A 21,691-nucleotide genomic window follows, 5' to 3' on the forward strand; every position below is an offset into this window, starting at 1 on the left:
TTGTTTAAAACTTCCCCGTTCTTCACTTTTTAATTCACGCCCCCCCCCCCCCCCGGGGGGGGGGCCCCCCGGGGGGGGGGGGGGGGGGGCGGGGGGGGCGGGCGGGGGGGCGGGGGCCCCGGGGCCCCCCCGCCTCCCGTCCGTCACCTGGTCACCTAGGCGCGCACGCCCTCCGCCAGGACGGCGGCAGCCGGGTCGAAGTCCTCCGGCAGCGGCTCCGGCTTCGTGATCCGCGAGGTGATCTCGACGGCTTGGCCGGAATCGGCGGCGTCCCGGATGCCGAGCATGACGTCGAGCGCGTGGGACGCGACGGCACCGGAGGCGCGCTCCGGGCGGCCCTCGGCGATCGCACGCGCCATCTCGACGACACCCGTGCCGCGACCCCAGGTCGAGCCCTTGTGCTCGAGGGTCGTCGGCTCGTCCTTGCCGAGCGTCCACAGCGTGCTGTCACCGTCGAAGACGTTCGGGTCCGGCAGCACGATCGTGCCCTCGGAGCCGTTGATCTCGACGAAGCCGTTGCGGGGCAGGGCGTGCTGGAATGACAGCGTCGTCTGCGCGGACTGGCCGTCGGCGAACGAGATGAGCGCGGCGTGGTGCGTGGGCACCTCGACGGCGAACTCGGTGCCGGCACGGGGGCCCGAGCCGATCACGCGGGTCTCGCGCGACTTCGACGACACGGCCTGCACGCGTGAGGCCGAGCCGAACGCGTGGAGGAGGGTCGTCACGTAGTACGGGCCGATGTCGAACAGCGGACCGGCGCCCTCGGCGTAGAGGAACTCGGGGTCCGGGTGCCACTGGTCCGGGCCGGGCACGTGGAACATCGTCGTCGCGGTGAGCGGCGTGCCGATGTCACCGCGGGCGATGGCACGGATCGCGGTCTGGATCCCGGCGCCGAGCACGGTGTCGGGGGCGGTCGCGTACCGGACGCCGGCGGCCGACGCGGCGGCGAGGAGCGCCTGGGCGTCCTCGGCCGTGGTGGCGACCGGCTTCTCGCTCCAGGTGTGCTTGCCGGCGGCGATGATCTGCTGGCCGACCTTCGCGTGCTCGGCCGGGATCGTGATGTTGACGACGATCGAGATGTCGTCGCGGGCGAGGAGCTCCTCGACCGTGCCCGACGACGGCACACCGTACTTCTCGGCCTGCGCGGCCGCGCGCTCGAGGATGAGGTCGGCGACCATCAGGACCTCGACGTCGGCGAACTGCGTCAGGTTGGTCAGGTACTGGTCCGAGATGTTGCCGGCACCGATGACGCCGACTCCGACGCGGCTCACTTGTCGTTGTCCTTCAGCCAGGCGAGCGACTCGGTGATGCCCTGGAAGACGTCACCCGAGTACGCGTCGAACTCGACGACGCGGATGGCCTGCGGTGCGGCGGCGAGGATGCCCCGCACGTCGACGTCGCCCTGGCCGGCCGGGGTCTGGTTCTCGAAGGCGCGCTGCAGTGCCTCGGGCACGACGAGGGCGCTCTCGGACGAGGGCAGCGCGGTGAGGATGTCACCGTCGACCTTGCCGTCCTTGACGTGGATCGCGACGACGCGGTCGCCGAGCGACTTCAGGACGGCCGGTGCGTCGGCGCCGCCGACGGTGGCCCAGAAGGTGTCGACCTCGAGGACGGTCTCCGGCGAGAGCTGCGACACGAAGAGCTCGTAGACGGTCTTGCCGTCCACCTTGTTCGTGAACTCCCACTGGTGGTTGTGGTACCCGAACTGCAGGCCGCGCGCGGTGGCCTCGGCGGTGAGCTCGTTGACGCGCTCGGCGATCTTCGCGACGTCGTCGGCGGTCTGCCAGCGGTCGGTCGGGATGAAGGGGTCGATGACGGTCTGGATGCCGAGGCGCTCGGCGGCGTCCCAGATCGGAGCGGTGTCCTCGGCGTCGATCACGGCGACGTGGCCGGAAGGAGCCCGCAGCCCGGTGGCGGCGAAGGCCTTCTCGAGGTCGGCAGCGCGCTCGACGAACGCGTACGGCTCGACGTTCTCGTAGCCGATCTCGCGCACCCGGGCGATGGCCTTGTCGAGGTCTTCGGCGATGGCGTCGCGCAGCGAGTACAGCTGCACAGAGGTGGTGGGCATGGCAGAGGGCTCCTTCGGTCCTGTCAGGTTGTCGGGGCCCGTCGAGGATCGATGCTCCCCGGCGAGATCGAGATCGACGCTACCCCAAAAACCACCCGCTGTGTAGTTTTTGTCGCGCGTCGGTGCCGCGCCGTCTCGTTGCGCCGCTTCTGCGAACCTGAACGACACGTGTCGCTCGCGGCCCGAGCGATGTATGCTCGCCGACGGAAAACCTTGCAACACAAGGTTTCCGATCGACTCAAGGAGGCGTCATGAGCACACCCGAACCCGGCAGCCCCGCACTGCTGAACCCGGAAGAGGGCATCACCCAGCCCGTCAGCACCGTCAAGGTGGGGATCGGCTACCAGGTCGCCCTGTTCCTCGGACAGTTCGGTCTGTTCGTGGCGCTCATGGCCCCGGTCTACGTCAGCATGCAGATCAAGGCGCAGGCCCTGGTCGGCGACGACGCGGCGAACGTCATCGGCTCCGTGCTGCCGATCGGTGCGTTCGGCGCGCTCATCATGAACCCGCTGGCCGGTGCGCTGTCCGACCGGACCCGCACGCGCTGGGGTCGTCGCCGCCCGTGGCTGCTCGGCGGCGTGGTGGTCTTCGCGATCGCGCTCGCCTGGATCGCCTACGCGCCCGACGTCCTCAACCTGACGCTCGGCTGGCTGCTCGCGCAGCTCGCCGCGAACGCCACGCTCGCCACCCTGCTCGCGAGCTTCGCCGACAACGTCCCGCAGCTCCAGCGCGGCCGGGCGTCGAGCATCATCGCGCTCGCGCAGAACATCGCCGTGCTCGCCGGCACGTACCTGTCGGTGTTCTTCGTCGCGAACCTGCCGGTCCTGTTCATCGCCCCGGGCATCCTGGCGATCGTCCTGGTCGTCGTGTACGCCCTGGTCGCCCGTGACGACCTGCCGACCTACAAGCTCAAGCCGTTCACCTGGATCAACCTCATCTCGTCGTTCTGGACGAACCCGATCAAGAACCCCGACTTCGCGTTCGCGTGGTGGTCGCGCTTTCTGATCATCCTCGCGACGTTCATGTTCACGACGTACCGCTTGCTCTACATGCAGGAGCACCTCGGGATCGACAACCTGAAGGACGCCACCGAGGCGGTCGCGTTCGGCGTGCTCCTCTACACGCTCGCGCTGCTCGTCAGCGCGGCGCTCTCCGGGTGGGCATCGGACAGGATCGGCCGCCGCAAGGTCTTCGTCGGTGGCTCGACCGCGCTGTTCGCGGTCGGCCTGGTGATCCTCGCCCACGCCGACACCGTGACCGGCTTCTACGTCGCCGAGGTCGTCATGGGCTTCGCCTACGGCATCTACTCGGCCATCGACACCGCGCTCGTCGTGGACGTGCTGCCGAACGCCGACCGCCCGGGCAAGGACCTCGGTGTGATCAACATCGCCAACGCGTTGCCGCAGTCGCTCGCACCCGCCATCTCGCTCTTCTTCCTGAAGATCGGCAGCAGTCACCCCGACAACTACGAGCTCATGTGCTGGGCCGCCGGGATCGTCGCCCTGCTGGGCGCCCTGGTGGTCATCCCGATCAAGCGGGTCCGCTGACGCCCGTCGCGGGTCGCCACCACTGACGGACGGGAGGCGCGGTGCCAGCTGGCACCGCGCCTCCCGTCCGTCTGCCGTACGTCCGCAGGTCGCGCCGTTAGCGTGGGTCGGTGCCAACCACCGACACCCGTCCCTTCGACTCCCCGGCCGGCACGATCGAGGCGGTCGTCGACGGCGAGGTGACCCGCGCCCTCGGGATCCCGTACGCGCAGGCCGACCGCTTCGCACCGCCGACGCCGCAGCCGCCGTTCCCCGAGCCGTTCCGCGCCGACACCCCGGCGCCCGTCCCGCCGCAGCCGAGCGCGACCTCCGTCGACCAGCTCCTGCCGTCGATGGACCACCTGCGGGTCGACGAGCACTGCCAGCGCCTCAGCATCACGGTGCCCTCGGACGTCCGACCCGACGAGCGCCTGCCGGTGATGGTGTGGGTGCACGGTGGGTCCTACGTGCTCGGCGGCGGTGACCTGCCGATCCACGACGCGCACGACCTGGTGGCGGAGCAGCGCGTGGTCGTCGTCACGGTGACGTACCGACTCGGCGTGCTCGGGTTCCTCGGCGACGGCGGGACGGTGCCGGCGAACCTCGGCCTGCTCGACCTGGTCGAGGCGTTCCGGTGGGTGCAGCGGAACATCGCGGCGTTCGGCGGCGACCCCGCCGCGGTGACGGCGTTCGGGCAGTCCGCAGGAGCCGACGCGATCGCGCACCTCATGATCAGCGAGGGTGCGTGCGGGCTGTTCCGTCGGGCGATCGTGCAGAGCGCACCGCTCGGGCTGTCGCGGGGCCGAGCGCGGATGAACCGGGCGATGGTCCGGGCCGTCGGAGCGGTCGCGGGAGACGCCCCGCTCGACGAGGTCCTCGAGCGGCAGGCCCGCGCGACGAGGGCCGGCGGTCGGTACGGCCTGGCCGGCGGGATGCCGTTCGGCACGCAGTACGGGTTCGCGCCGCTGCCCGCCGAACGTGACACCGACCGGGCCTGGCGCTCCGTCGCCCCCGACGTCGACGTGCTCATCGGGTCCGGCTCCGACGAGGCGGGCATGTACGTGCCGCTCGTCCCCGGGCTCCGGACGGCGGCGCGGTCCCGACCGCTGCGGTCGCTGCTGCGATGGCTGCTCGTGCGGCCGCTGTCCGAGGTGATCTACGGTCGCGATGCACGACGCTTCGCCGCTCGGCACCGGGAGGCCGGTGGTCGGGCGACGGTGTACCGGCTGCTGCGGCACCCGTCGGTCGTGCCGGTCGGAGCGGTGCACATGAGCGACCTGCCGCTGCTGCTCGGCGGACGGACGGCGTGGGTCGGCAGCCGGTTCGTTCCGGAGCGGGACTGGCCGGAGGTCGATCGGCGCGGAAGGGCGCTGCGGGCGATCTGGGCGGAGTTCGCGCGGACCGGTCGGGTGACCGCTGCGGACGACGAGACGCTGGTGTTCGACCGGGGGTGACCCACGGGGTCGCGCCGGCTGCACCGCGAGGGGCCGGGGCACTCGGCCCCGACCCCTGCGCCGGTGTGCTGCGGTGTTGCGGCGCTCAGCCGCGACGCGTCGCCCCGATCGCCCAGACCCGGGGCGGTTCGACCCCGTTGACGGCGTGGTCGCCGACGATCCGGGCCTTGAACACCCACGGGTTGTGGCTCCCCGCGGTGCGGGCGTTCCGCCAGTGCCGGTCGAGGTTCTTCGTCGTGCTCACACCCGAGGCCGCGAGGGCGTCGAACAGGTGTGACGTCGCCGTGGTCGCGAGGGACGTGAGCGCGACCTGCGCCTGTGCGGTCGCGAGCTCGGCGCGGTCGTTGCGTCGCTCGTCCTCGGCCTCGTCGAGGGCAGCACCCTCGTACGCGGCCTGCAGCGCCTCGGCCGCCCGGTCGACGATCGCGGTCGCCGCGAAACCGGCCGCGGACACCTCGCCGACGACCTGCAGGATCTGCGGGTCCGCGGCGAAGCTGTCGGCGTTGCCGTGCGAGAACACCCGGTTGCGGTTCCGGACCTGCAGCGCGATCTCCCGCTCGGCGGCCAGGACGGAGCCGGCGAGCACGGTGAGGAGCACCGCCTGGTAGAACGCGGTCTGGTACTTGAACCGGTCGTCGAACAGCACGACCGCGTCGGCCTGCACGACGGCGTCGGTGAACGTGCTCGTCCCCGAGCCCGTGGTCCGCTGGCCGAAGCCGTCCCAGTCGTCCGAGTGGGCGACCCCCGGCTGGTGTGCGTCGACGATCGCGATGACCCGGTCGCCGGTGTCGGTGCGCTCCGCGTACGTGTCGATCCAGTCCGCGAAGATGCTGCCCGTCGAGTAGTACTTCTGCCCGCTGATGCGGAAGGTGCCGTCGTCCTGCGGCGTGACCTTCGTGACGACGTCGCCGATCTGCACGGCGCCGACCTCGGTCCAGGAGTTGCCGGCGATCTCGCCCCGACCGAAGCGTTCGAGCCAGGCATCGCGTTCGCCGGAGCGCCCGACGAGACGGTCCTCCACGAGGGCGAAGTGCCCGCGCAGGGCCTGCGGGATGTTGCTGTCCGCGGCGGCGAGCTCGGTGAGCAGGCGGAAGAGCTGCGGGAGGGTCGCGCCCGCGCCACCGAACGCGACGGGGACGCGGACCGCGCCGAACCCGGCGGCTGCGAGTTCGCGGATCTCGTCGAAGGGGAGCCGGTGGTCCTGCTCCCGCTCGGAGGCGCCGGCGGCGATGCGGTCGAAGATCGGCCGGAAGCGGCCGGCCAGGGTCTCGTAGTCGACCGGTGCGGTGGTCTGGGCGGTGCCGAGCTGGTCGGCCGTGGTGTCGGTCATGGTGTCGTGCCTTCCGGGTTGCGTGTGCGGGTGCTGTTCAGGCGGTGGCCGTCGGTGTGACGACCTGGGGCTGGGCGGCGGTCGAGGGCGCTCGCCGCCCCCCGCGTCGTGAGAGCACGGCCGCGCCGACGAAGACGACGACCGCGACCAGGGCGGCCCCGACGGTCCACGCGGCCCCGGCCGGCCACCGACCGGAGAGCCCGAGGAGCGCCGGCACGGTCGTGGTGGTCTGGCTGGCGAGGACGAGGGCCCAGACGGTGTACCGGCCGAGGTCACGACCCATGGCGAGCAGGAGGAAGAAGAGCGTCCAGAGCCCGGCCCAGGTCACCCACAGCACGGCGAGGACCGGGTCGACGGTGACGTTCGTGACCGCGGAGACGACGGCGATCGCGGCGACGAGGCCGCAGAACCAGCCGAGCCCCGTCGAGCCGAGCCCCGCGAGCGCGTCGATCCCGACGTACAGGTAGGTGAGGCCGAAGAGGAACGTCCCCGCGATCGAGAGCAGGACGGGCAGCGACCCGTCGGCCGTGACGGCGACGGCCGTGGACAGCACGAGCTGCAGCCCGCCGATCAGGACGTTGAACACACCGCTGTCGCGGCCGGGGACCCGACCGAGCAGGGTGAGCCCGTTGATGAGCAGTGCCGCTCCGGAGAGCACCAAGCAGATGTACGCCATGGCGACGACCGTGGCAGCGAGGCGACGGCCGCGGAAGGGTTGTGTCGGACTGTGTCCGACGGTGACGCTCCGTGACGTTGAGCGGTCACTGCCGCTCCCGACGTCGCTCGCCCCCGGACGGGGAGGTCGCGCGGACACCGCTCGGTGGGCAGGATCGACCACATGCCCGACGCCGACCTCCGCGCCCGCATCGTCGCCGGTGCCGCCGATGCCTTCCGTGACGGCGACTTCCACGCGGTCGGACCGGACGACGTCGCACGTGCCGCGGACGTCCCCGTCGCCGAGGTGCACCGCGTGTTCCCGTCGTGGGAGCTGCTCGTCGTGGCCGTCGTCGACCGGTGGGCCAAGGCCGGTCGCGATGCACTCCGCGGGGTCGCCGAGCAGGACGGGGCCGTCGCCTACCTCCGGGCACGGCTCGACCGCGGTCACCAGCACCCCGCGATCGTCCGGGTCCGCATCGCGCTGCTCAGCGCCACCTCGACCCCGGGTCACCCGGCCTCGGGATGGTTCCGGCAGCAGTACACGATGCTGTTCGAGGACGTGACGCTCGCGCTCGTGCGTGACGTCATCGCCGGCCGTGAGCCGCGGGGTGTCTCACCGCGGCACGCGGCCGAGCAGCTCGTCGCGCTCTTCGAGGGCCTCCAGCTGCAGGCGATGCTCCGCGACGACGCCGACCTGCTCGCCGCGTGGGACCGGGCGGTCGCCCGCATGCGGGCCGGGTGGGCGGCGGCCGCCGTCAGCGCCTGAGGCGAGCCGTGCCCGCTCGTGCGACGAGCAGCGCGACGGCGCCGACGACCAGTACCGCCCCCACGAGTGCCGGCACCCGGAACGCGAGTGCGGTGACGGTCCCGCCGATCCCCGCACCCCCGAGCAGCGCACGCGTGCCGACGGCCAGCGCCAGCACGACGACCAGGGTCAGGGCCGCGACCGGCACGAGGCGTTCGACGGGACGCAGGGGCTCCGCCGACCCGACGTCGGCCCGTCGCCACCACACCGCGGCGACGACGAGCAGCGCCAGCAGTCCGAGCACGCTCGAGACGTCCTGCAGGAAGAAGGGCAGCGGGTAGTCGCCGACGGTGGTGTCGCGGAGCGCCGGCCAGGCCAGGACCACGAAGCCGTGCGGGTGCGTGAAGCCGTCCCACACGACGTGCGTCACGCTGCCGAGCACGCACCCGACGACGACGAGCAGCGCGTCCCGCGCGGTGAGGACGGGTCGACGATCCCATCCGGACGGCAGCCGTCGTCGCAGTCCGGGGACGACCGGAGCCCAGGCCGGCCGCACGAGGAACCACCACGCGGCGAGCACGACCAGGGAGACGGCGAGGTCGATCGTCGGGATGCCCCACCAGGAGTGGGCGTCCTCGTAACGCGGCAGGAACGGTGCGAAGAGCACTGCGTCGGGTGCCATCGACCCGACCGCGACGGCGGCGACCGGCAGGAGGGTCCGGCGGGCGGCGAGGGCCACGACCGCGTGGCTGACGGTGAAGGGCACGGTCACGTCCTCGTCATCGGGTCAGGTGCGTGCGGTGCATGAACCACTCGACGCCCTCGGCCAGGGCGACGCCGGCGGTGTGCCAGTCGTGCCCACCGTCCTCGACGATCCGTTCGGTCACCTGCATGCCCGCAGCGCGTGCGGCGGCCACCACCTTCGGGACCACCGGTCCGTACCGGCTGTCGTCTGCGCCGGCGGCCACGAACGCGGCGGAGTCGCGGTACGGCGCCCCTTCGGCGAGCACCCGGAGCGGCTGGGCGGCCTCGTAGGCTGCGCTGTCGCCGTGGAAACCCCTCGAGATGGTGTCCTCGCGGTCCTGCAGCACCGGTCCGATCTGCCCGGAGACGTCGATCCACGACCCGAAGCGCTCGGGGTGACCGGCGCCGAGCTGCAGGGCGCAGGTTCCCCCCTGCGAGAAGCCGGCGATCGCCCAGTCCTCGGCGCGGGTGGCGGCGTGCAGGTGCTCGTGCACCCAGGTCGGGACGTCGCTCGTCAGGTAGGTGGCGCTGTTCCCGAGCGGACCGTCGATGCACATCGGGTTGTTCGAGGCGCGGGCGAGCTGGTCGGGCATCACGACGATCGGCGCGAGCCCGTGGTTCCGCTGGGCGATCGCGTCGAGCCGGGTCGCCATCCGACCGGCCTCGATGATGTTCGCCGGGGCCGCACCGGGGCCCTGCCCGGACAGCATCACGACCACGGGCAGCTCGGGGGCGTGCTCGACGAGTGCGGCCGGCGGCAGCCAGACGATGGCCGGTCGGGCGTGGAAGTGCGAGACCGCACCGGGGATGCGCACCGATCCGTAGCGGCCGTGGGAGGGCATGTCGTGCGGCGGTCGCCAGCTCGCGGCGTCGACCGGGGACGACCCCGGGTCCGGGTCGTCCGGCAGGCGCAGTGGTGGCACGTGGGACTGCCCCAACGCGTCGGCGATCGTGGGGAAGAGCCCGGCGTCCCGGTTCACCGCGAGCCCGCCGGACAGCAGGGCGAGGGGCACCAGCAGCGCGGCGACCACCCTGGTCGTCCACCTGGCCCGCCGTGCGCGTCCGCCGCCGCGCACCAGTCCGATGACGGCGACGCCGAGCAGGGCACAGACCACGCCCGTCCAGACCCGGTCGACCCAGGTCGGCGGGACCCCGAGCACGTCGAGGACGTCGCCGAGGAACCAGGACAGCACCGCACCGACCAGTGCGCCCACCACGATCGCGATCGCCGCCCAGCGCCAGGACCGGCGGACGGCGGTGAGCACGAGGACGGCGGCGAGCAGGGTCAGGGCGTAGAGGGGCAGCAGGACGTGGGCGGACAGGAGCGGCAGGGTGGTCACGGGCGGGTCCGGCGGTCGGGACGCTCTCGGGCATCCGACGGGAGACGGGACAGGAGCGGCGTGGTCCAGTGACCGTAGCGAGTCGAGGTGTCCGAACCGGGGCCGGAGGGGCCTTCCCCGGTGCTCTCCCGGCTGATCCTGAGCGATCCTGCACGCGAGGTGGTCGGCCGACGGGGCGGGCCTGTCCGACCGGCCAGCTCCGGGTGGTCCGTCGACCGTGCGGAGGTCCGCACCGACCCCGCACCGGAGGGTCACCGGCGGCGCGTCTGGGTGTGCCCTCCGGGCGATCCTGGCAAGGTCGGCGGATGGAGTACACGGACTACGACACCCGGCTCGCCGCCTACGGCGTGATCACCGAGGGCGACCGCGTGCTCCTGGCCCGACTGCGGATCCCGGAGGCCGGCACGTGGACGCTGCCGGGCGGTGGCGTCGAGTTCGACGAGACCGTCGAGCAGGCCGTCGTCCGCGAGGTCCTCGAGGAGACCGGGTACGAGGCGACGTGTGGTCCGCTCCTCGGCATCCGGCACCACATCGTGCCGAAGGAACGCCGGATGCACGACACCGGGCGACCGATGAAGGCCGTGCAGGTGGTGTTCCGTGTGACCGTCACCGGCGGCGAGCTCCGCAACGAGGCCGACGGCTCGACCGACGAGGCCGCGTGGGTGCCGATCGCCGAGCTGCCCCACCGCCGGCACGGGTTGCTCGTGCCGATCGCCCTCGACTGGGCACGACGACCGTGAGCGGCGAGGCCACCGACCTGTCCGCCCGGCTCTGGGACGAGCGAGCCCTGCTCGGCGACCTGGTCACCGCTGCGGCCGAGCCGGACCGCACCGGTCAGCTGCTCGACCGGCTGCGCGCGCTGCGCCTGGAGCAGGACGTGCTCGTGCACGCCCTCGCCGAGCAGTGGGGCACCGACCCGGAGACCGCCACGCTCCGGTCGATCGAGCGCGTCGCGCCCGTGCCGTGGGACCTCCTCCTGCCCGAGCACCTGACGGCCCTGGCGGACCTGACCGCCGAGGTCGACGCGCTGCTGCCCCCCGGGGCCCTCCGCGACACCTGGGACCGGATCAGCCCTCGAGGACGCTGAACGCCGTCGTCGCATCCACCATGCGGCCAGTGAACCACCGCTCCTGTCAGGATGGGACCGTGACCCCGACCGAGCTGTCCGTCGACGCCGCCGTCGAGCGGGCGGTGGCGCTCGCCGCGGGCCCCGGACGCGCGGTCCTCGGCATCGCCGGTGCACCCGGAGCAGGCAAGTCGGCCCTGGCCCGACGCATCGTCGCGGCGGTCGTCGCGGCACACGGACCCGGCACCGCCGTGCAGGTCCCGATGGACGGCTTCCACCTGGCGAACGCCGCGCTCGACGCCCTCGGGCGGCACGACCGCAAGGGCGCGATCGACACCTTCGACGCCGCCGGCTACGTCGCCCTGGTCCGGCGCCTGGTCGTCCCCGACGACGGGAACGCCGACGACGGCACCGCCGCCGACGGGGTCGTCACTGCCGACGAGGTGGTCTGGGCGCCGGACTTCGACCGCCGCGTCGACGAACCCGTCGCGGGCAGCATCGCCGTCCCGCGGAGCACCAGGCTCGTCGTCTCCGAGGGCAACTACCTGCTCGACACCGACGCGCCGTGGTCCGCCCTGACCGACCTGTTCACCGAGACCTGGGCGTGCGTCGTGGACGACCGGGTCCGCGTCGACCGTCTGGTGGGCCGGCACATGCGGCACGGACGCGACCACGAGGCGGCCCGCACCTGGGCGCTGGAGGTCGACGGCGTGAACGCGGCGAGGGTCGCTGCCACGGTGGGGCGAGCCTCCAGGACGGTCCGGACCTGAGCCGACCCGACCCGACCAGCAGCACCGAACGACAGGAGCGACCATGACCATCGCCATCACCGGAGCCACCGGTAACATCGGCGGCACCGTCGCCCGCGCGCTCGCGGCGGCGGGCACGCCGTTCCGCATGCTCGTGCGCGACCCGGCGCGCGCACCGAAGCTGCCCGGGGCCGAGGTCGCGGTCGCCTCGTACGCCGACGTCGACGCCTCCCGCGCCGCGCTCGAGGGCGTGGACCTGCTGCTCATGGTCTCCGGTGCCGAGGCGCAGGACCGCCTCGACCAGCACCGCGCGTTCGTGGGCGCGGCGGTCGACGCGGGTGTCGGGCACGTCGTCTACACGTCGTTCGTCGGGGCGGCGCCGGATGCGACCTTCACGCTCGGCCGCGACCACTGGGCCACGGAGCGCGCGATCGAGGAGACCCCGATGGCGCACACGTTCCTGCGGGACTCGTTCTACCTCGACTTCGTCGAGGACCTGGTCGGCGAGGACGGCGTGATCCGGGGACCGGCGGGCGTCGGTGCGATGGCCGCGGTCGCGCGGGCGGACGTCGCGCGGATCGCGACCGAGGTGTTGCTGCACCCGTCGGACCACGTCGACCGGACGTACGAGCTGACCGGGCCCGAGGCGATCACCCTCGCCCAGGCGGCCGCGACCGTCTCCGAGGTGCGCGGCCGCGCGGTGACGTACCAGCCGGAGACGGTGGCGGAGGCGTACGCCTCGCGAGCGCGCTGGAACCCGGAGCCGTGGCAGGCGGACGCGTGGGTGAGCACCTACACGGCCATCGCGGAGGGTGCGCTGGCGCACGTCTCGACGGACGTCGAGCGGGTCACCGGTCGTCGTCCGCTGTCGCTGCGCGAGGTGCTGCAGGCGGGCTGACCAGCCGACGCCGGCCCCGACGCGCTGGCTGTCGGCCGGAGAACGGTCGTTCCCCCCGCGTTGTGGGTGTCGTGCCGGGACGCCCCACCTGGTTCACTGGCGTGGTCCACGGCACTCGTGCCGGGGCCGCCGGAGCCTCCGTCGCGAGGCGATGGGTCGTCGTGTCTGGCTGTGTTCGGGTCACAGCCAGGCACTGCACCCCGGTGCGCCGCCGAGCGATCCACGGCAGTCCGATCAGCGCTCGCCTGGGATGCGCGGCCGGACCCCGCGTACATTCGGTCGGGCTACCCCGCGGGACCCTGACCGCGGGAGCCCGGATCCCTGTTCCCGGGCTGGTCTCGTCTGACACGCAGCGTCGAACCCGACGGCGCCGTAGCGCGAGGGCGCCCGCCCCGGACCCGAACCGCTGGCGGCCGCCCTCGCACCCTCTGGAGGCGCGTCCGCCTCGCCCGGTCCGGTTGCGGCGGCACAACGGGAGGCACGTCGAACCACGTCCTTCCGTGGCGCGACGTGCAGACGGTTGTTCGGGAGCGCGTCGAACCACGTCCCGCCGGTGGCCCCGCGAGCCGCGAGCCGCGAGCCGCGGGCCGGGCCGCGCCGCGCTGCTGCGCTGCTGCGCTGCGCCGCGCGCGTCAGCGCACGCGCCGCGCCGCGAGCGTCCCCGCGACGCCGAGCGTCAGCACCGCGACGAGCACGACGAGCAGCGGAGCCGTCCAGTTCCCGGTCGCCCCGTGCAGGGACCCGGCGACGAGCGGGCCCGCCGAGCCGATCAGGTACCCGCCGCCCTGCACGAACGCGGACATCCGGCGGGCGTCGTCGTCGCTCGTGACGATCCGCACGACGATGATGAAGACGACGGTGATGCCCCCGCCCTGCGCCGCTCCGCCGAGCACCGACCAGAGCAGCCAGAGCTGCGGCGCGAACAGCAGCCCGAGGGGCATCGCGAGCCAGAGGAACGCGACCAGGGCGATGATCGCGCGGGGCCGCCAGCGGCTGGCGAGCACCGGGACACCGAGCGCGCCGACGACCGCCAGGATCTGGAACACCGACGAGCTCGCGCCCGAGGACTCCGCCGAGAAGCCGATCTCGTCGTGCAGCAGCGTCGGGATCCAGGCGGTCAGGGCGTAGTACGAGAACGCCTGGCCACCGAACGCCAGCGTCAGCCCCCAGGTGATGAGCCGACGCGAGGGGCGGACGGGCGTCGCCGCTGCCGGAACCGTGCGGATCGACCCGGTCTCGGTGAGGAGCTCGACCGGACCCGTCACGACCACGGGCTCGCTCCGCACCGGTCGGAGCCAGGCCGCGCGTGCTCCGACCGCGTACGTCCACGCCAGCCCGGCGACGACGGCGAAGACCGCCCACACGGCGATGGCCACCGGCCACCCCCACGCGGCGGCGATCGGCGCGGTGCCGAGCGAGGTGATCATCGACCCGACGTTGAGCGCCGACGTGTACACGCCGGTGACCAGTCCGACGCGTTCGGGGGAGGTGTCGCGCCGGATGACCACCGGGATCACCACGTTGCCGATCGTGATGCCGATGCCGATCACCGCGGTACCGACGAGCAGCGACGCCGCCGACGGGGTCGAGCGGACGATCGTCCCCGCGAGCACGATCACGAGCGCCAGGGACACCGCACGCTCCGGGTCGGCCTTCGCGATCACCCAGCTGGCGAACGGCGTCGCGAGCGAGAAGCACAGCACCGGGATCGTCGTCAGGAGCCCGGCGATCGTCGCGGTCAGCCCGAGGTCCACCCGCAGGTCGCCGATCACCGGCGCCGGAGCCACGATCGGTCCGCGGAGGTTGAGGGCGATCAGGACGATCGCCGCCGGCAGCAGCCAGGCCGCGCCGCGGAGGCCGCGACGGGCGACGGCGGTCACCGGTGCCCGCTCACGCGGCGTCCGGCAGGAGGATCGGCAGCAGGTCGAGCGGGGTGGCGGCGCTGGCGACGGTGCCCTCGGCCTCGGCGGGGGAGCCGTAGCCCCACTCGGCGAAGACGACCGGCACGCCGTGCACGCGGGCTCCCTCGACGTCGTGCAGTCGGTCGCCGACGAGCACCGGGCGGCTCACGTCGTGGCCGGCGGCCTCGAGGCGACGCAGGGCCTCGGCGACGACGTCGGCCTTGGCGCTCCGGACCTCGTCGTCGCTCGCGCCGGTGACGAAGTCGAAGTACCCGGTCAGGCCGTAGTGGTCGAGGATCACCGTGGCGGGGGTCTCGGGCTTGCTCGTCGCGGTCGACAGCGGCAGCCCGGCATCGTGCAGGGTGCGCAGCACGACGTCGATGCCGGGGAACATCGCCGAGTCGAGGGCTCCGTGCGACAGGTAGTGCTCGCGGTACACGGCCAGGGTGCGCTCGGCGCCCGCGTCGTCCATCCCCATCGCCGTCTTGAACGTGTCCATGATCGGCGGGCCGACGAACGACATCAGGGTCGCGTGGTCCGGCACGGGCACGCCGACCGTGCGGAAGGTGTGCGTCATGCTCTCGAGGATCCCCGGAGCGGAGTCGCTGATGGTCCCGTCGAGGTCGAACAGGATGGCGGTGTACGGGCGCGTCATGTCCTGACCAGCCTAGTCGGGGCGGTGTGACCGGCCGCGGGGCGGGCCGGTGGGCGCGCAGGGCGGTGGGGCGAGCCTCCCGGCGGGTGCGCCCTCGACGCGACCGCTCAGAACAGGCGGGTGTGCCCGCCCTCGATGCCGCGCATCGCGTCGTAGTCGAGCACGAGGACGCGGATGCCGCGGTCCTCGGCCAGGGTGCGGGCCTGCGGAGCGACCGTCTGCGCTGCGAGCACGCCCTGCACCGGCCGCAGGTGCGGGTCGCGGTTCATCAGCTCGAGGTACCGGGTGAGCTGCTCGACCGCGTCGATGTTCGCGTTGCGCTTCATCTCGACCGCGACGCTCGCGCCCGCGTCGTCCCGCGCCAGGATGTCGACCGGTCCGATCGCCGTCATGTACTCGCGGCGGACGAGCGTGTGCCCGTCACCGAGGAGCTCGATCTGCTCCGCCAGGAGCTGCTGCAGGTGCGCCTCGACGCCGTCCTTCACCAGGCCGGGGTCGACGCCGAGGTCGTGACTCTCGTCCGCGATCACCTCGTACAGGCTGACGATGAGCCTGTCCTGCGTCTTCTTCTGCGTGACGGTCCAGACCTGGGTGATGCCGGCGCTCGCCTGCTCCTCGTCGGGTTCGGTCATCTCGATCGAGCACGGCGGGCTCATCCAGTTCAGCGGCTTGTAGCTGCCGCCGTCGGAGTGGACGAGCAGCGAGCCGTCCGCCTTGAGCATGAGCAGGCGGGTCGCGAGCGGCAGGTGGGCCGACAGGCGTCCGGCGTAGTCGACGGAGCAGCGGGCGATGACGAGACGCACCCGGCGATCCTAACGGTCGGTGCGCGTTCCGCCCGACGCGGCCGGGTCCGCCATCGTGTCGTCCGTCCCGTGGTGCGGGCGGTCGGTCTGGAGGCGCGACTCGCCACCGTCGTGCTGCCGCGCGTCCGGCTGCTGGTCACCTGCCACCCCGTCGTCGCCGCCGTCGCCCCGGCCTGCGCGGCGCTTCCGCAGGGTCTCCGCCGCTGCGCCGGTCTCACGGGCCGCACCCGACGCCAGGCCGGCCGCGATGATGAACACGAACACCACGAGCAGCGCGCCGAGCAGGCCGATGTGCTCGCCGAGGAACCCGATCAGCGGGGGACCGGCGAGGAACGCCACGTAGCCGATCGTCGCCACCGCGCTGACCTTGAGCGCTGCCGAGCGGGGGTCGTCGGCCGCGGCGGACATGCCCATGGGGAAGCCGAGGCTCGCGCCGAGGCCCCAGAGCACCACGCCGACGATCGCGATCGGGATCACGTCGACGAAGATGAGCAGGCCGAGGCCGACCACGGCGACGGCGGCGCTCACGCGGAGCACGGGCACCCGGCCGAACCGGTCGATGAGCGGGCTGCCGGCGATGCGTCCGGCGGTCATCGCGGCCAGGAAGACCGTGAGCACCGCGGACCCAGCGGCGTTGTCGAGCCCGTGGCCGTCGATCATGGCGAGGGGCAGCCAGTCGTTCGCGGACCCCTCGGCCAGCGCCATGCCGAGCACGATGACTCCGATGAGGAGCGTCGACGGCTGCGCCCAGACCTGCCGGCGCGTGAGCTGCACCGGAGTCGGGCTGGTCGCCGTGGACTCGTGCTCCTCGTACCGGTGCTCGTCCCCGAAGCGCGAGGCCGCGGCGAGCATGACCAGGCAGACCACGACGCCGAGCACGGCGAAGTGCAGGACGACCGGCACCTCGAGCTTCTCGGTGAGCGCGCCGAGGCCGGCCCCGGCGAGCGTGCCGACGCTGAACGCCGCGTGGAAGAGCGGCATGATCGTGCGTCCGCCGGCCTTCTCGGCGGCGGCGCCGGAGACGTTCATCGACACGTCGACCAGACCGTTGCCGAACCCGAACGCGATGAGGCCGACCCAGATCGCCGCGAAGCCCCAGCCGTAGGTGACGGCGAAGCCCGCGAAGACGAGGCCGACCGCCAGGCAGACCGAGGCCACCTGCACACCCCGGCGTGCACCGACCTTCGCGACGATGTGGCCCGCGAAGGTCAGGCCACCGATCGAGCCGACCGCCATGCCGAGCACGAGCAGGCCCATCTCGAAGGTGGAGGCACCGAGTGAGTCGCGCACGCTCGGGATGCGTCCGAGCCAGGTGGCGATGGCCAGGCCGGACAGCGTGAAGGCCACGAAGACCGCGATGATCCACGTGCGGGTCGTCGGAGCGGATCGGGTGGACGTCGTCGTCATGCGGAGCTTTCCGGTCTCGTGCTGGTCGTGGCGGTCGCCGTTCGGGGGATTCCTGGTCGGATGTCCGCCTCCGGCTGTCCGGTCGAATCGATTCGACCGGCTCGTGTGACTACGCTAACGGGCGATGGACCACCCGGCAACAGCACCCGGCGCGTCCGGGACGACGAACCCCCGCGACCACGCCGACGGTCCGGCGCGCCGCGGGCCGAGGCCGACCCTCGCCGCGGTCGCACGGGCAGCGGGCGTCGCGCCCTCGACCGCGTCCCTCGCCTTCAGTGGTGCGGGGCCGGTCTCCGACGACGCGAAGGCCCGCGTGCTCGCCGCCGCCGCCGAGCTCGGCTACGGGGGTCCCGACCCTCGGGCACGCTCGCTCCGCCGGGGCCGCTCCGGAGTCATCGGCGTGGTGATGGACGAGCGCCTGAGCGACGCCTTCCGCGACCCGGTGAACGTCCTGACGCTCGACGGCATCGCCGAGGTCGCGGGTGAGGCCGGTGCCTCCCTGCTCCTCGTGCGCAGCCCCCTCGACGACGAGCACGGTGCCGGACCGATCGTCGACGCCCCGATGGACGCCGTGGTCCTGGTCGGGTGCAACGTCCGGATCGACCCCGCGGTCGCCGTGCTCCGTCGTCGGCAGATCCCCGTCGTCGCCATCGAGGCGGACGACATCGAGGGCGCCGTCCCCGTCCAGCTCGACAACCGCGAGGCCTCGCACCGGGCTGCGTCGTACCTCGCCGACCTCGGTCACACCGCCGTGACGATCGTGACCCTGCCGCTCGACGCCGAGCGGCGCTGCGGTCCGGTCGACGCTGTCCGCGAGGCGTCGGGCGTCGCCCACACGACACTCGAGCGGCTCCGCGGCGTCCGTGAGGTCTACCCGGACGCGCCCGCGATCGAAGCCGCGGGGAGTTCGGTCGAGGACGGCCGGGTCGCCGGGCGGACGCTGTTCGCCAAGGGGGCGCCCACGCCCACGGCAGTCGTGGCGCAGAGTGACCTGCTCGCCGTCGGGGTCGTCTCGGCAGCGCTCGACGCCGGCCTCCGGGTGCCCGAGGACGTCAGCGTCATCGGGTTCGACGGCATCACCGTGGACGACAGCCTGCTCCACCGGTCGCCGATCCGGCAGCTCACGACCCTGGTGCAGCCGTTCGAGCAGAAGGGTCGGGCCGCCGCACGCGCGGCACTCGCGATGCTCGAGGGGGCCGAACCGCAGCCGGCGGCCTTCCGGTCCGAGCTGCGGATCGGCGACACGACGGGGCCGGTGCGCCGGGCCTGAGCCCGTCGGTGGGCTACGAGCCCGACGTGCCGCTCGTGGCGATGCCGGCTGCGCCGATGCCGATCACGACGATCAGGAACAGCGCCCACCCGACGACGAACAGTCCGTTCAGGATCAGACCGGTGACGGCCATCCCACGTCCTGCGGGTTCCTTCCGGAGACCCACGATGCCGAGGACGAACCCGACGAGCGGCACGAGGAAGGTGAAGCCGAGGACGATCGAGACGAGGCCGAGCACCATGCTCGTGATGCTGAGGCCGCGGGGCGGAGCGGGCTGGAATCCCACGGTGACGTGCGTCGGCTGCCCGTACTGCTGCGCCTGCGCGTACTGCGGCGGCTGCTGCGCGTACTGCGGCTGGTGCTGGCCCTGGCTCCCCGGGCCCGGGTACTGGTCATGGCTCATCTGTCGTCCCCCGCATCGAGTCGGCCGTCGCCTGCTCCAACGGTACCGGACCGTCAGAGCGCCGCGACTCCGATGATCTGTTGTGAAAGACGTCCTTCATGACGAACTATCGCGCGCCGCGCAGCCCGAGCACGACCACCACCACGAGGTTCACCGCGCTCCCCACCAGGAACCCCGTGCTGCCCCCGGCCACCCCCCACGTCGGCGCGAGCACCGCCATGAGCACCACCCCGACGACGAACCCGGCGACCGACGCCAGCGCCACCTGCCGGGACCGCCCGGCGGCGAGCAGCAGCGCCGCCGGCACGAGTCCGACGGTGAACACCCACACGCCGACCATCAGGTACCGCAGGTCCGCGACGGCCTCGGCTCCCTCGGCGGGGTAGACGAGCGGCAGGAACCACCCGGCGAGCCACGCCACGAGCCCGAAGACCACGGCGGTCCCCGCGGTGAAGCCCCCGACGAGCAGGAGCACCCCGCGCGAGCGCAGCGACCCGCCGTCCGACCGGTGTGCGAACGCCGGCACGAGCACCTGGCCGAGCGCCTGCCCGACCATCGACGCCGGGGTCGCCAGGGTGAAGGCCGCCGCGTACACCCCGGCCTCGTGCGCCGAGACCGAGACCTGCGCCGAGATCATCGTGAGCTGCAGCAGCCCGTTCGAGGTCACGACCGCCAGGACGTTCCACGCCGCGAAGGCGAGCACCCCCGCGGTCGGTTCCGGTGCGTCGGGAGCACGGTTCCCTCGCGGCCAGCAGGCGACGGCGAACACGGTGTACCCGATCGCCAGGGGCAGCAGCACGAGCGGCTCGAGTCGGGCGACGCACGCCGCCACGAGCAACCCGAGGGCGAGCAGGCTCGTGACCGTGTCCCACAGCGCGACCTTCGGGGCCCGGTCGTACCCGAGCTGGGCTCCGCGGGCGTAGCAGTACAGCCCGTACCCGACGACGACCCCGACCCCACCGACGACCATCCCCGGGCTCGCACCCCAGGCGAGGGCGACGGGGACGGTGACGACGGCGAGCACGACGCTCGACACCGCCATGGACGCTCCGAGCAACCGGTTCACCGCGGTGTCCGACCGCCGCCCGCGCAGGGCGATCGCGAGCACCCGCGACGCGGTGTTGCCGGCGGCGTTCGGCCAGAGCAGCGCGGTGAAGACCGACAGCGAAAGCAGCGCGGTGGTCTGGCCGAGGGTCTCGGTGCCGAACACCCGGCCGACGACGACGGTGACGAGTAGTTTCGCGAGCCCCTGCACGCCGATGCCGATCGTGGCGAGCAGCGCCGACGACGCGACGCGCCCGTGCCCGTGCGTGCGCCCGGTCACCGCGCCAGCGCCTGTTCGACCCAGCCCCGCCGGTGCGCCCGCACCCCGAGGGTCACTGCGCGGACGCCGATGTACCCGAGCGAGAAGGCCGCCCAGAGCCCGGCGAGCGTCCCGCCGACCCACCAGAGCAGCGGCAGGTACACGACCAGGTTCACGAGCCCGGCCAGGGCCAGGTACCGCGCGTCACCGGCGCCGATGAGCACCCCGTCGAGCACGAACACGTACCCGGCGACGGGCATCCCGACGGCGATGAGCACGAGCACGAGCGGCAGGGCCGAGCGCACCGCGGCCGAGTCGGAGAACACCGGCCCGAGCAGTCCGCTCATCGCGAGGGTCAGCACCCCGAGCAGGACGCCGCCGACGATGCCGAGCAGCACGAGCCGCCGGGTCACGAGCCGCACCCGGTCGGGGTCGCGTGCGCCGAGCCCGTGGCCGACGAGCGCCTGCCCCGCGATGGCCAGGGCGTCGAGGGCGAAGGCCAGCGTCGAGAACACGGTCAGACCCACCTGGGTCGTCGCCAGGCCGGTCGTGCCGAGGCCCGACGCGGTGGCGACCGTCGCGAGCATCGCCACGCGCAACGACGCCGTGCGCAGGAACAGCCACGCCCCGGACCGGAGCGCCCGCACCACGCCGGAGGCCCCCGGCCGCAGCGGTGCACCCGATGCCTGGGCGGCCCGGACGGCGATCACGACGTACACGGCAGCCATCGCCCACTGCACGATCACGGTGCCGGCAGCGGACCCCTCGACGCCCCAGCCCGCGCCGTAGATGAGCACGGCGTTGAGCAGCCCGTTCGCCACGAACCCGATCGTCGCCACGACCAGCGGGGTCCTGGTGTCCTGCAGCCCGCGCAGCAGTCCGGTCGAGGCCGTCACCACCAGGATCCCGGGGAGCCCGATCAGCGAGACGGTCAGGTACGCGGTCGCCGCGGCCGAGACCTCCGCCGAGGCGCCGAACAGGTCGACGAGCGGCCCCGCGAGCGGCCAGCCGACGAGCGCGAGCAGCACCCCGAGTCCGAGGGCGAGCCACATCCCGTCGACGCCGGCGTGCACCGCACCGCGGCGGTCACCCCCGCCCAGCGCCCGGGCCACCGCCGGGGTCGTCGAGTACGCCAGGAAGACGAGCAGACCGGTCACCGTCTGCAGCACGACGCTCGCCAGGCCCACGGCGGCCAGCGCGGTCGCCCCCAGGTGCCCGACGAGTGCGGTGTCGGTGAGCAGGAACAGCGGCTCGACCACGAGTGCGCCGAGCGCCGGCAGCGCGAGCCGGACGATGTCCCGGTCGACCGACCGACGCTCGGTGGTCGCGGCGGGCGAGGTCGGTCGGGGCACCGGACCATCCTGCCGGAGTC

At 73.1% G+C, this 21,691-nt stretch carries 21 protein-coding genes; 8 read left to right on the plus strand and 13 right to left on the minus strand.

Translation table 11 applies throughout. From position 1 onward, the window contains the following. Positions 1–155 precede the first annotated feature (155 nt). Positions 156–1,271, minus strand: a complete 1,116-nt coding sequence (locus ACIPEQ_RS16050) for a Gfo/Idh/MocA family protein (RefSeq protein WP_402715936.1) — start codon at positions 1,269–1,271, stop codon at positions 156–158. Then, entirely contained in the window at positions 1,268–2,068 is an 801-nt protein-coding gene (locus ACIPEQ_RS16055; RefSeq protein ID WP_402715937.1) for a sugar phosphate isomerase/epimerase family protein, read from the minus strand. Before ACIPEQ_RS16055 ends, ACIPEQ_RS16050 begins: the two co-directional genes overlap by 4 nt. 251 nt (positions 2,069–2,319) lie before the next feature. Here ACIPEQ_RS16055 and ACIPEQ_RS16060 point away from each other — a divergent pair, with 251 nt between their 5' ends. Together ACIPEQ_RS16060 and ACIPEQ_RS16065 are read left to right on the plus strand one after the other, a co-directional pair. Next, complete coding sequence (locus ACIPEQ_RS16060) at positions 2,320–3,615, plus strand: MFS transporter (protein WP_402715938.1); 1,296 nt, start codon at positions 2,320–2,322, stop codon at positions 3,613–3,615. A 110-nt stretch (positions 3,616–3,725) separates the two neighbouring features. Beyond that, positions 3,726–5,048, plus strand: coding sequence for a carboxylesterase family protein (locus ACIPEQ_RS16065; protein WP_402715939.1), 1,323 nt, complete (start codon positions 3,726–3,728; stop codon positions 5,046–5,048). An 85-nt stretch (positions 5,049–5,133) separates the two neighbouring features. Here ACIPEQ_RS16065 and ACIPEQ_RS16070 read toward each other — a convergent pair whose 3' ends face one another. Further along, a complete protein-coding gene (locus ACIPEQ_RS16070; protein ID WP_250368129.1) occupies positions 5,134–6,378 on the minus strand; it encodes an acyl-CoA dehydrogenase family protein in 1,245 nt (414 codons plus the stop codon). 37 nt (positions 6,379–6,415) lie between these two features. After that, on the minus strand, positions 6,416–7,054 hold the full coding sequence (locus ACIPEQ_RS16075; RefSeq protein ID WP_402715940.1) for an AmiS/UreI family transporter: 639 nt from the start codon (positions 7,052–7,054) through the stop codon (positions 6,416–6,418). A 162-nt stretch (positions 7,055–7,216) separates the two neighbouring features. Here ACIPEQ_RS16075 and ACIPEQ_RS16080 point away from each other — a divergent pair, with 162 nt between their 5' ends. Then, positions 7,217–7,801: a TetR/AcrR family transcriptional regulator gene (locus ACIPEQ_RS16080; protein WP_402715941.1), complete on the plus strand. Its 585-nt coding sequence runs from the start codon at positions 7,217–7,219 to the stop codon at positions 7,799–7,801. Here ACIPEQ_RS16080 and ACIPEQ_RS16085 read toward each other — a convergent pair. After that, entirely contained in the window at positions 7,791–8,546 is a 756-nt protein-coding gene (locus ACIPEQ_RS16085; protein ID WP_402715942.1) for a DUF4184 family protein, read from the minus strand. The genes ACIPEQ_RS16080 and ACIPEQ_RS16085 overlap by 11 nt on opposite strands. A 13-nt stretch (positions 8,547–8,559) precedes the next feature. After that, positions 8,560–9,864, minus strand: a complete 1,305-nt coding sequence (locus tag ACIPEQ_RS16090) for an alpha/beta hydrolase (protein ID WP_402715943.1) — start codon at positions 9,862–9,864, stop codon at positions 8,560–8,562. Positions 9,865–10,169: 305 nt separating this feature from the next. Between ACIPEQ_RS16090 and ACIPEQ_RS16095 the strand changes: the two genes are divergently transcribed. Genes ACIPEQ_RS16095 through ACIPEQ_RS16110 form a run of 4 tightly spaced genes read left to right on the plus strand, consistent with a single transcriptional unit; the run spans position 10,170 to position 12,577 of the window. Further along, complete coding sequence (locus tag ACIPEQ_RS16095) at positions 10,170–10,604, plus strand: NUDIX hydrolase (RefSeq protein WP_402715944.1); 435 nt, start codon at positions 10,170–10,172, stop codon at positions 10,602–10,604. Next, a complete protein-coding gene (locus ACIPEQ_RS16100; RefSeq protein WP_402715945.1) occupies positions 10,601–10,951 on the plus strand; it encodes a hypothetical protein in 351 nt (116 codons plus the stop codon). The genes ACIPEQ_RS16095 and ACIPEQ_RS16100 overlap by 4 nt, the downstream gene beginning before the upstream one ends. A gap of 59 nt (positions 10,952–11,010) precedes the next feature. Beyond that, positions 11,011–11,700, plus strand: a complete 690-nt coding sequence (locus tag ACIPEQ_RS16105; RefSeq protein WP_402715946.1) for a nucleoside/nucleotide kinase family protein — start codon at positions 11,011–11,013, stop codon at positions 11,698–11,700. A gap of 43 nt (positions 11,701–11,743) precedes the next feature. Next, a complete protein-coding gene (locus ACIPEQ_RS16110; protein ID WP_402715947.1) occupies positions 11,744–12,577 on the plus strand; it encodes an SDR family oxidoreductase in 834 nt (277 codons plus the stop codon). Positions 12,578–13,209: 632 nt separating this feature from the next. Here ACIPEQ_RS16110 and ACIPEQ_RS16115 read toward each other — a convergent pair. The 4 genes from ACIPEQ_RS16115 to ACIPEQ_RS16130 form a co-directional block, all read right to left on the minus strand. Then, positions 13,210–14,457, minus strand: a complete 1,248-nt coding sequence (locus ACIPEQ_RS16115; RefSeq protein ID WP_402715948.1) for a CynX/NimT family MFS transporter — start codon at positions 14,455–14,457, stop codon at positions 13,210–13,212. A 10-nt stretch (positions 14,458–14,467) separates the two neighbouring features. After that, positions 14,468–15,133 carry an HAD hydrolase-like protein gene (locus ACIPEQ_RS16120; RefSeq protein ID WP_402715949.1) on the minus strand — a complete coding sequence of 222 codons (666 nt, stop codon included), beginning with the start codon at positions 15,131–15,133 and terminating at the stop codon, positions 14,468–14,470. A 107-nt stretch (positions 15,134–15,240) separates the two neighbouring features. Beyond that, positions 15,241–15,936 carry an endonuclease NucS gene (gene nucS, locus ACIPEQ_RS16125; protein ID WP_402715950.1) on the minus strand — a complete coding sequence of 232 codons (696 nt, stop codon included), beginning with the start codon at positions 15,934–15,936 and terminating at the stop codon, positions 15,241–15,243. A 9-nt stretch (positions 15,937–15,945) separates the two neighbouring features. Continuing rightward, a complete protein-coding gene (locus tag ACIPEQ_RS16130) occupies positions 15,946–17,343 on the minus strand; it encodes an MFS transporter (RefSeq protein WP_402715951.1) in 1,398 nt (465 codons plus the stop codon). A 124-nt stretch (positions 17,344–17,467) separates the two neighbouring features. Here ACIPEQ_RS16130 and ACIPEQ_RS16135 point away from each other — a divergent pair, with 124 nt between their 5' ends. Beyond that, positions 17,468–18,613, plus strand: a complete 1,146-nt coding sequence (locus ACIPEQ_RS16135; RefSeq protein WP_402715952.1) for a substrate-binding domain-containing protein — start codon at positions 17,468–17,470, stop codon at positions 18,611–18,613. Positions 18,614–18,626: 13 nt separating this feature from the next. Here ACIPEQ_RS16135 and ACIPEQ_RS16140 read toward each other — a convergent pair whose 3' ends face one another. The 3 genes from ACIPEQ_RS16140 to ACIPEQ_RS16150 all read right to left on the minus strand — a co-directional run bounded on the left by ACIPEQ_RS16140 (position 18,627) and on the right by ACIPEQ_RS16150 (position 21,671). Then, positions 18,627–19,016, minus strand: a complete 390-nt coding sequence (locus ACIPEQ_RS16140) for a DUF4190 domain-containing protein (RefSeq protein ID WP_402715953.1) — start codon at positions 19,014–19,016, stop codon at positions 18,627–18,629. A gap of 106 nt (positions 19,017–19,122) precedes the next feature. Continuing rightward, entirely contained in the window at positions 19,123–20,340 is a 1,218-nt protein-coding gene (locus tag ACIPEQ_RS16145) for a lipopolysaccharide biosynthesis protein (protein WP_402715954.1), read from the minus strand. Continuing rightward, positions 20,337–21,671 (minus strand): MATE family efflux transporter, encoded by a 1,335-nt coding sequence (locus ACIPEQ_RS16150; protein WP_402715955.1) that lies wholly within the window; start codon positions 21,669–21,671, stop codon positions 20,337–20,339. The genes ACIPEQ_RS16145 and ACIPEQ_RS16150 overlap by 4 nt, the downstream gene beginning before the upstream one ends. Positions 21,672–21,691: the final 20 nt, after the last annotated feature.

The organism is Curtobacterium sp. NPDC087080 (genome assembly GCF_044745105.1).
Classification (GTDB): Bacteria; Actinomycetota; Actinomycetes; order Actinomycetales; family Microbacteriaceae; genus Curtobacterium.

Excerpts from the sequence above, each read along its gene's own strand:
- ACIPEQ_RS16060 (WP_402715938.1), top strand. The coding sequence starts at position 2,320 with ATGAGCACACCCGAACCCGGCAGCCCCGCACTGCTGAACCCGGAAGAG.
- ACIPEQ_RS16095 (WP_402715944.1), top strand. The coding sequence starts at position 10,170 with ATGGAGTACACGGACTACGACACCCGGCTCGCCGCCTACGGCGTGATC.
- ACIPEQ_RS16135 (WP_402715952.1), top strand. The coding sequence starts at position 17,468 with ATGGACCACCCGGCAACAGCACCCGGCGCGTCCGGGACGACGAACCCC.
- ACIPEQ_RS16140 (WP_402715953.1), bottom strand. The coding sequence starts at position 19,016 with ATGAGCCATGACCAGTACCCGGGCCCGGGGAGCCAGGGCCAGCACCAG.
- ACIPEQ_RS16075 (WP_402715940.1), bottom strand. The coding sequence starts at position 7,054 with ATGGCGTACATCTGCTTGGTGCTCTCCGGAGCGGCACTGCTCATCAAC.
- ACIPEQ_RS16080 (WP_402715941.1), top strand. The coding sequence starts at position 7,217 with ATGCCCGACGCCGACCTCCGCGCCCGCATCGTCGCCGGTGCCGCCGAT.
- ACIPEQ_RS16055 (WP_402715937.1), bottom strand. The coding sequence starts at position 2,068 with ATGCCCACCACCTCTGTGCAGCTGTACTCGCTGCGCGACGCCATCGCC.
- ACIPEQ_RS16070 (WP_250368129.1), bottom strand. The coding sequence starts at position 6,378 with ATGACCGACACCACGGCCGACCAGCTCGGCACCGCCCAGACCACCGCA.
- ACIPEQ_RS16120 (WP_402715949.1), bottom strand. The coding sequence starts at position 15,133 with ATGACGCGCCCGTACACCGCCATCCTGTTCGACCTCGACGGGACCATC.
- ACIPEQ_RS16130 (WP_402715951.1), bottom strand. The coding sequence starts at position 17,343 with ATGACGACGACGTCCACCCGATCCGCTCCGACGACCCGCACGTGGATC.
- ACIPEQ_RS16110 (WP_402715947.1), top strand. The coding sequence starts at position 11,744 with ATGACCATCGCCATCACCGGAGCCACCGGTAACATCGGCGGCACCGTC.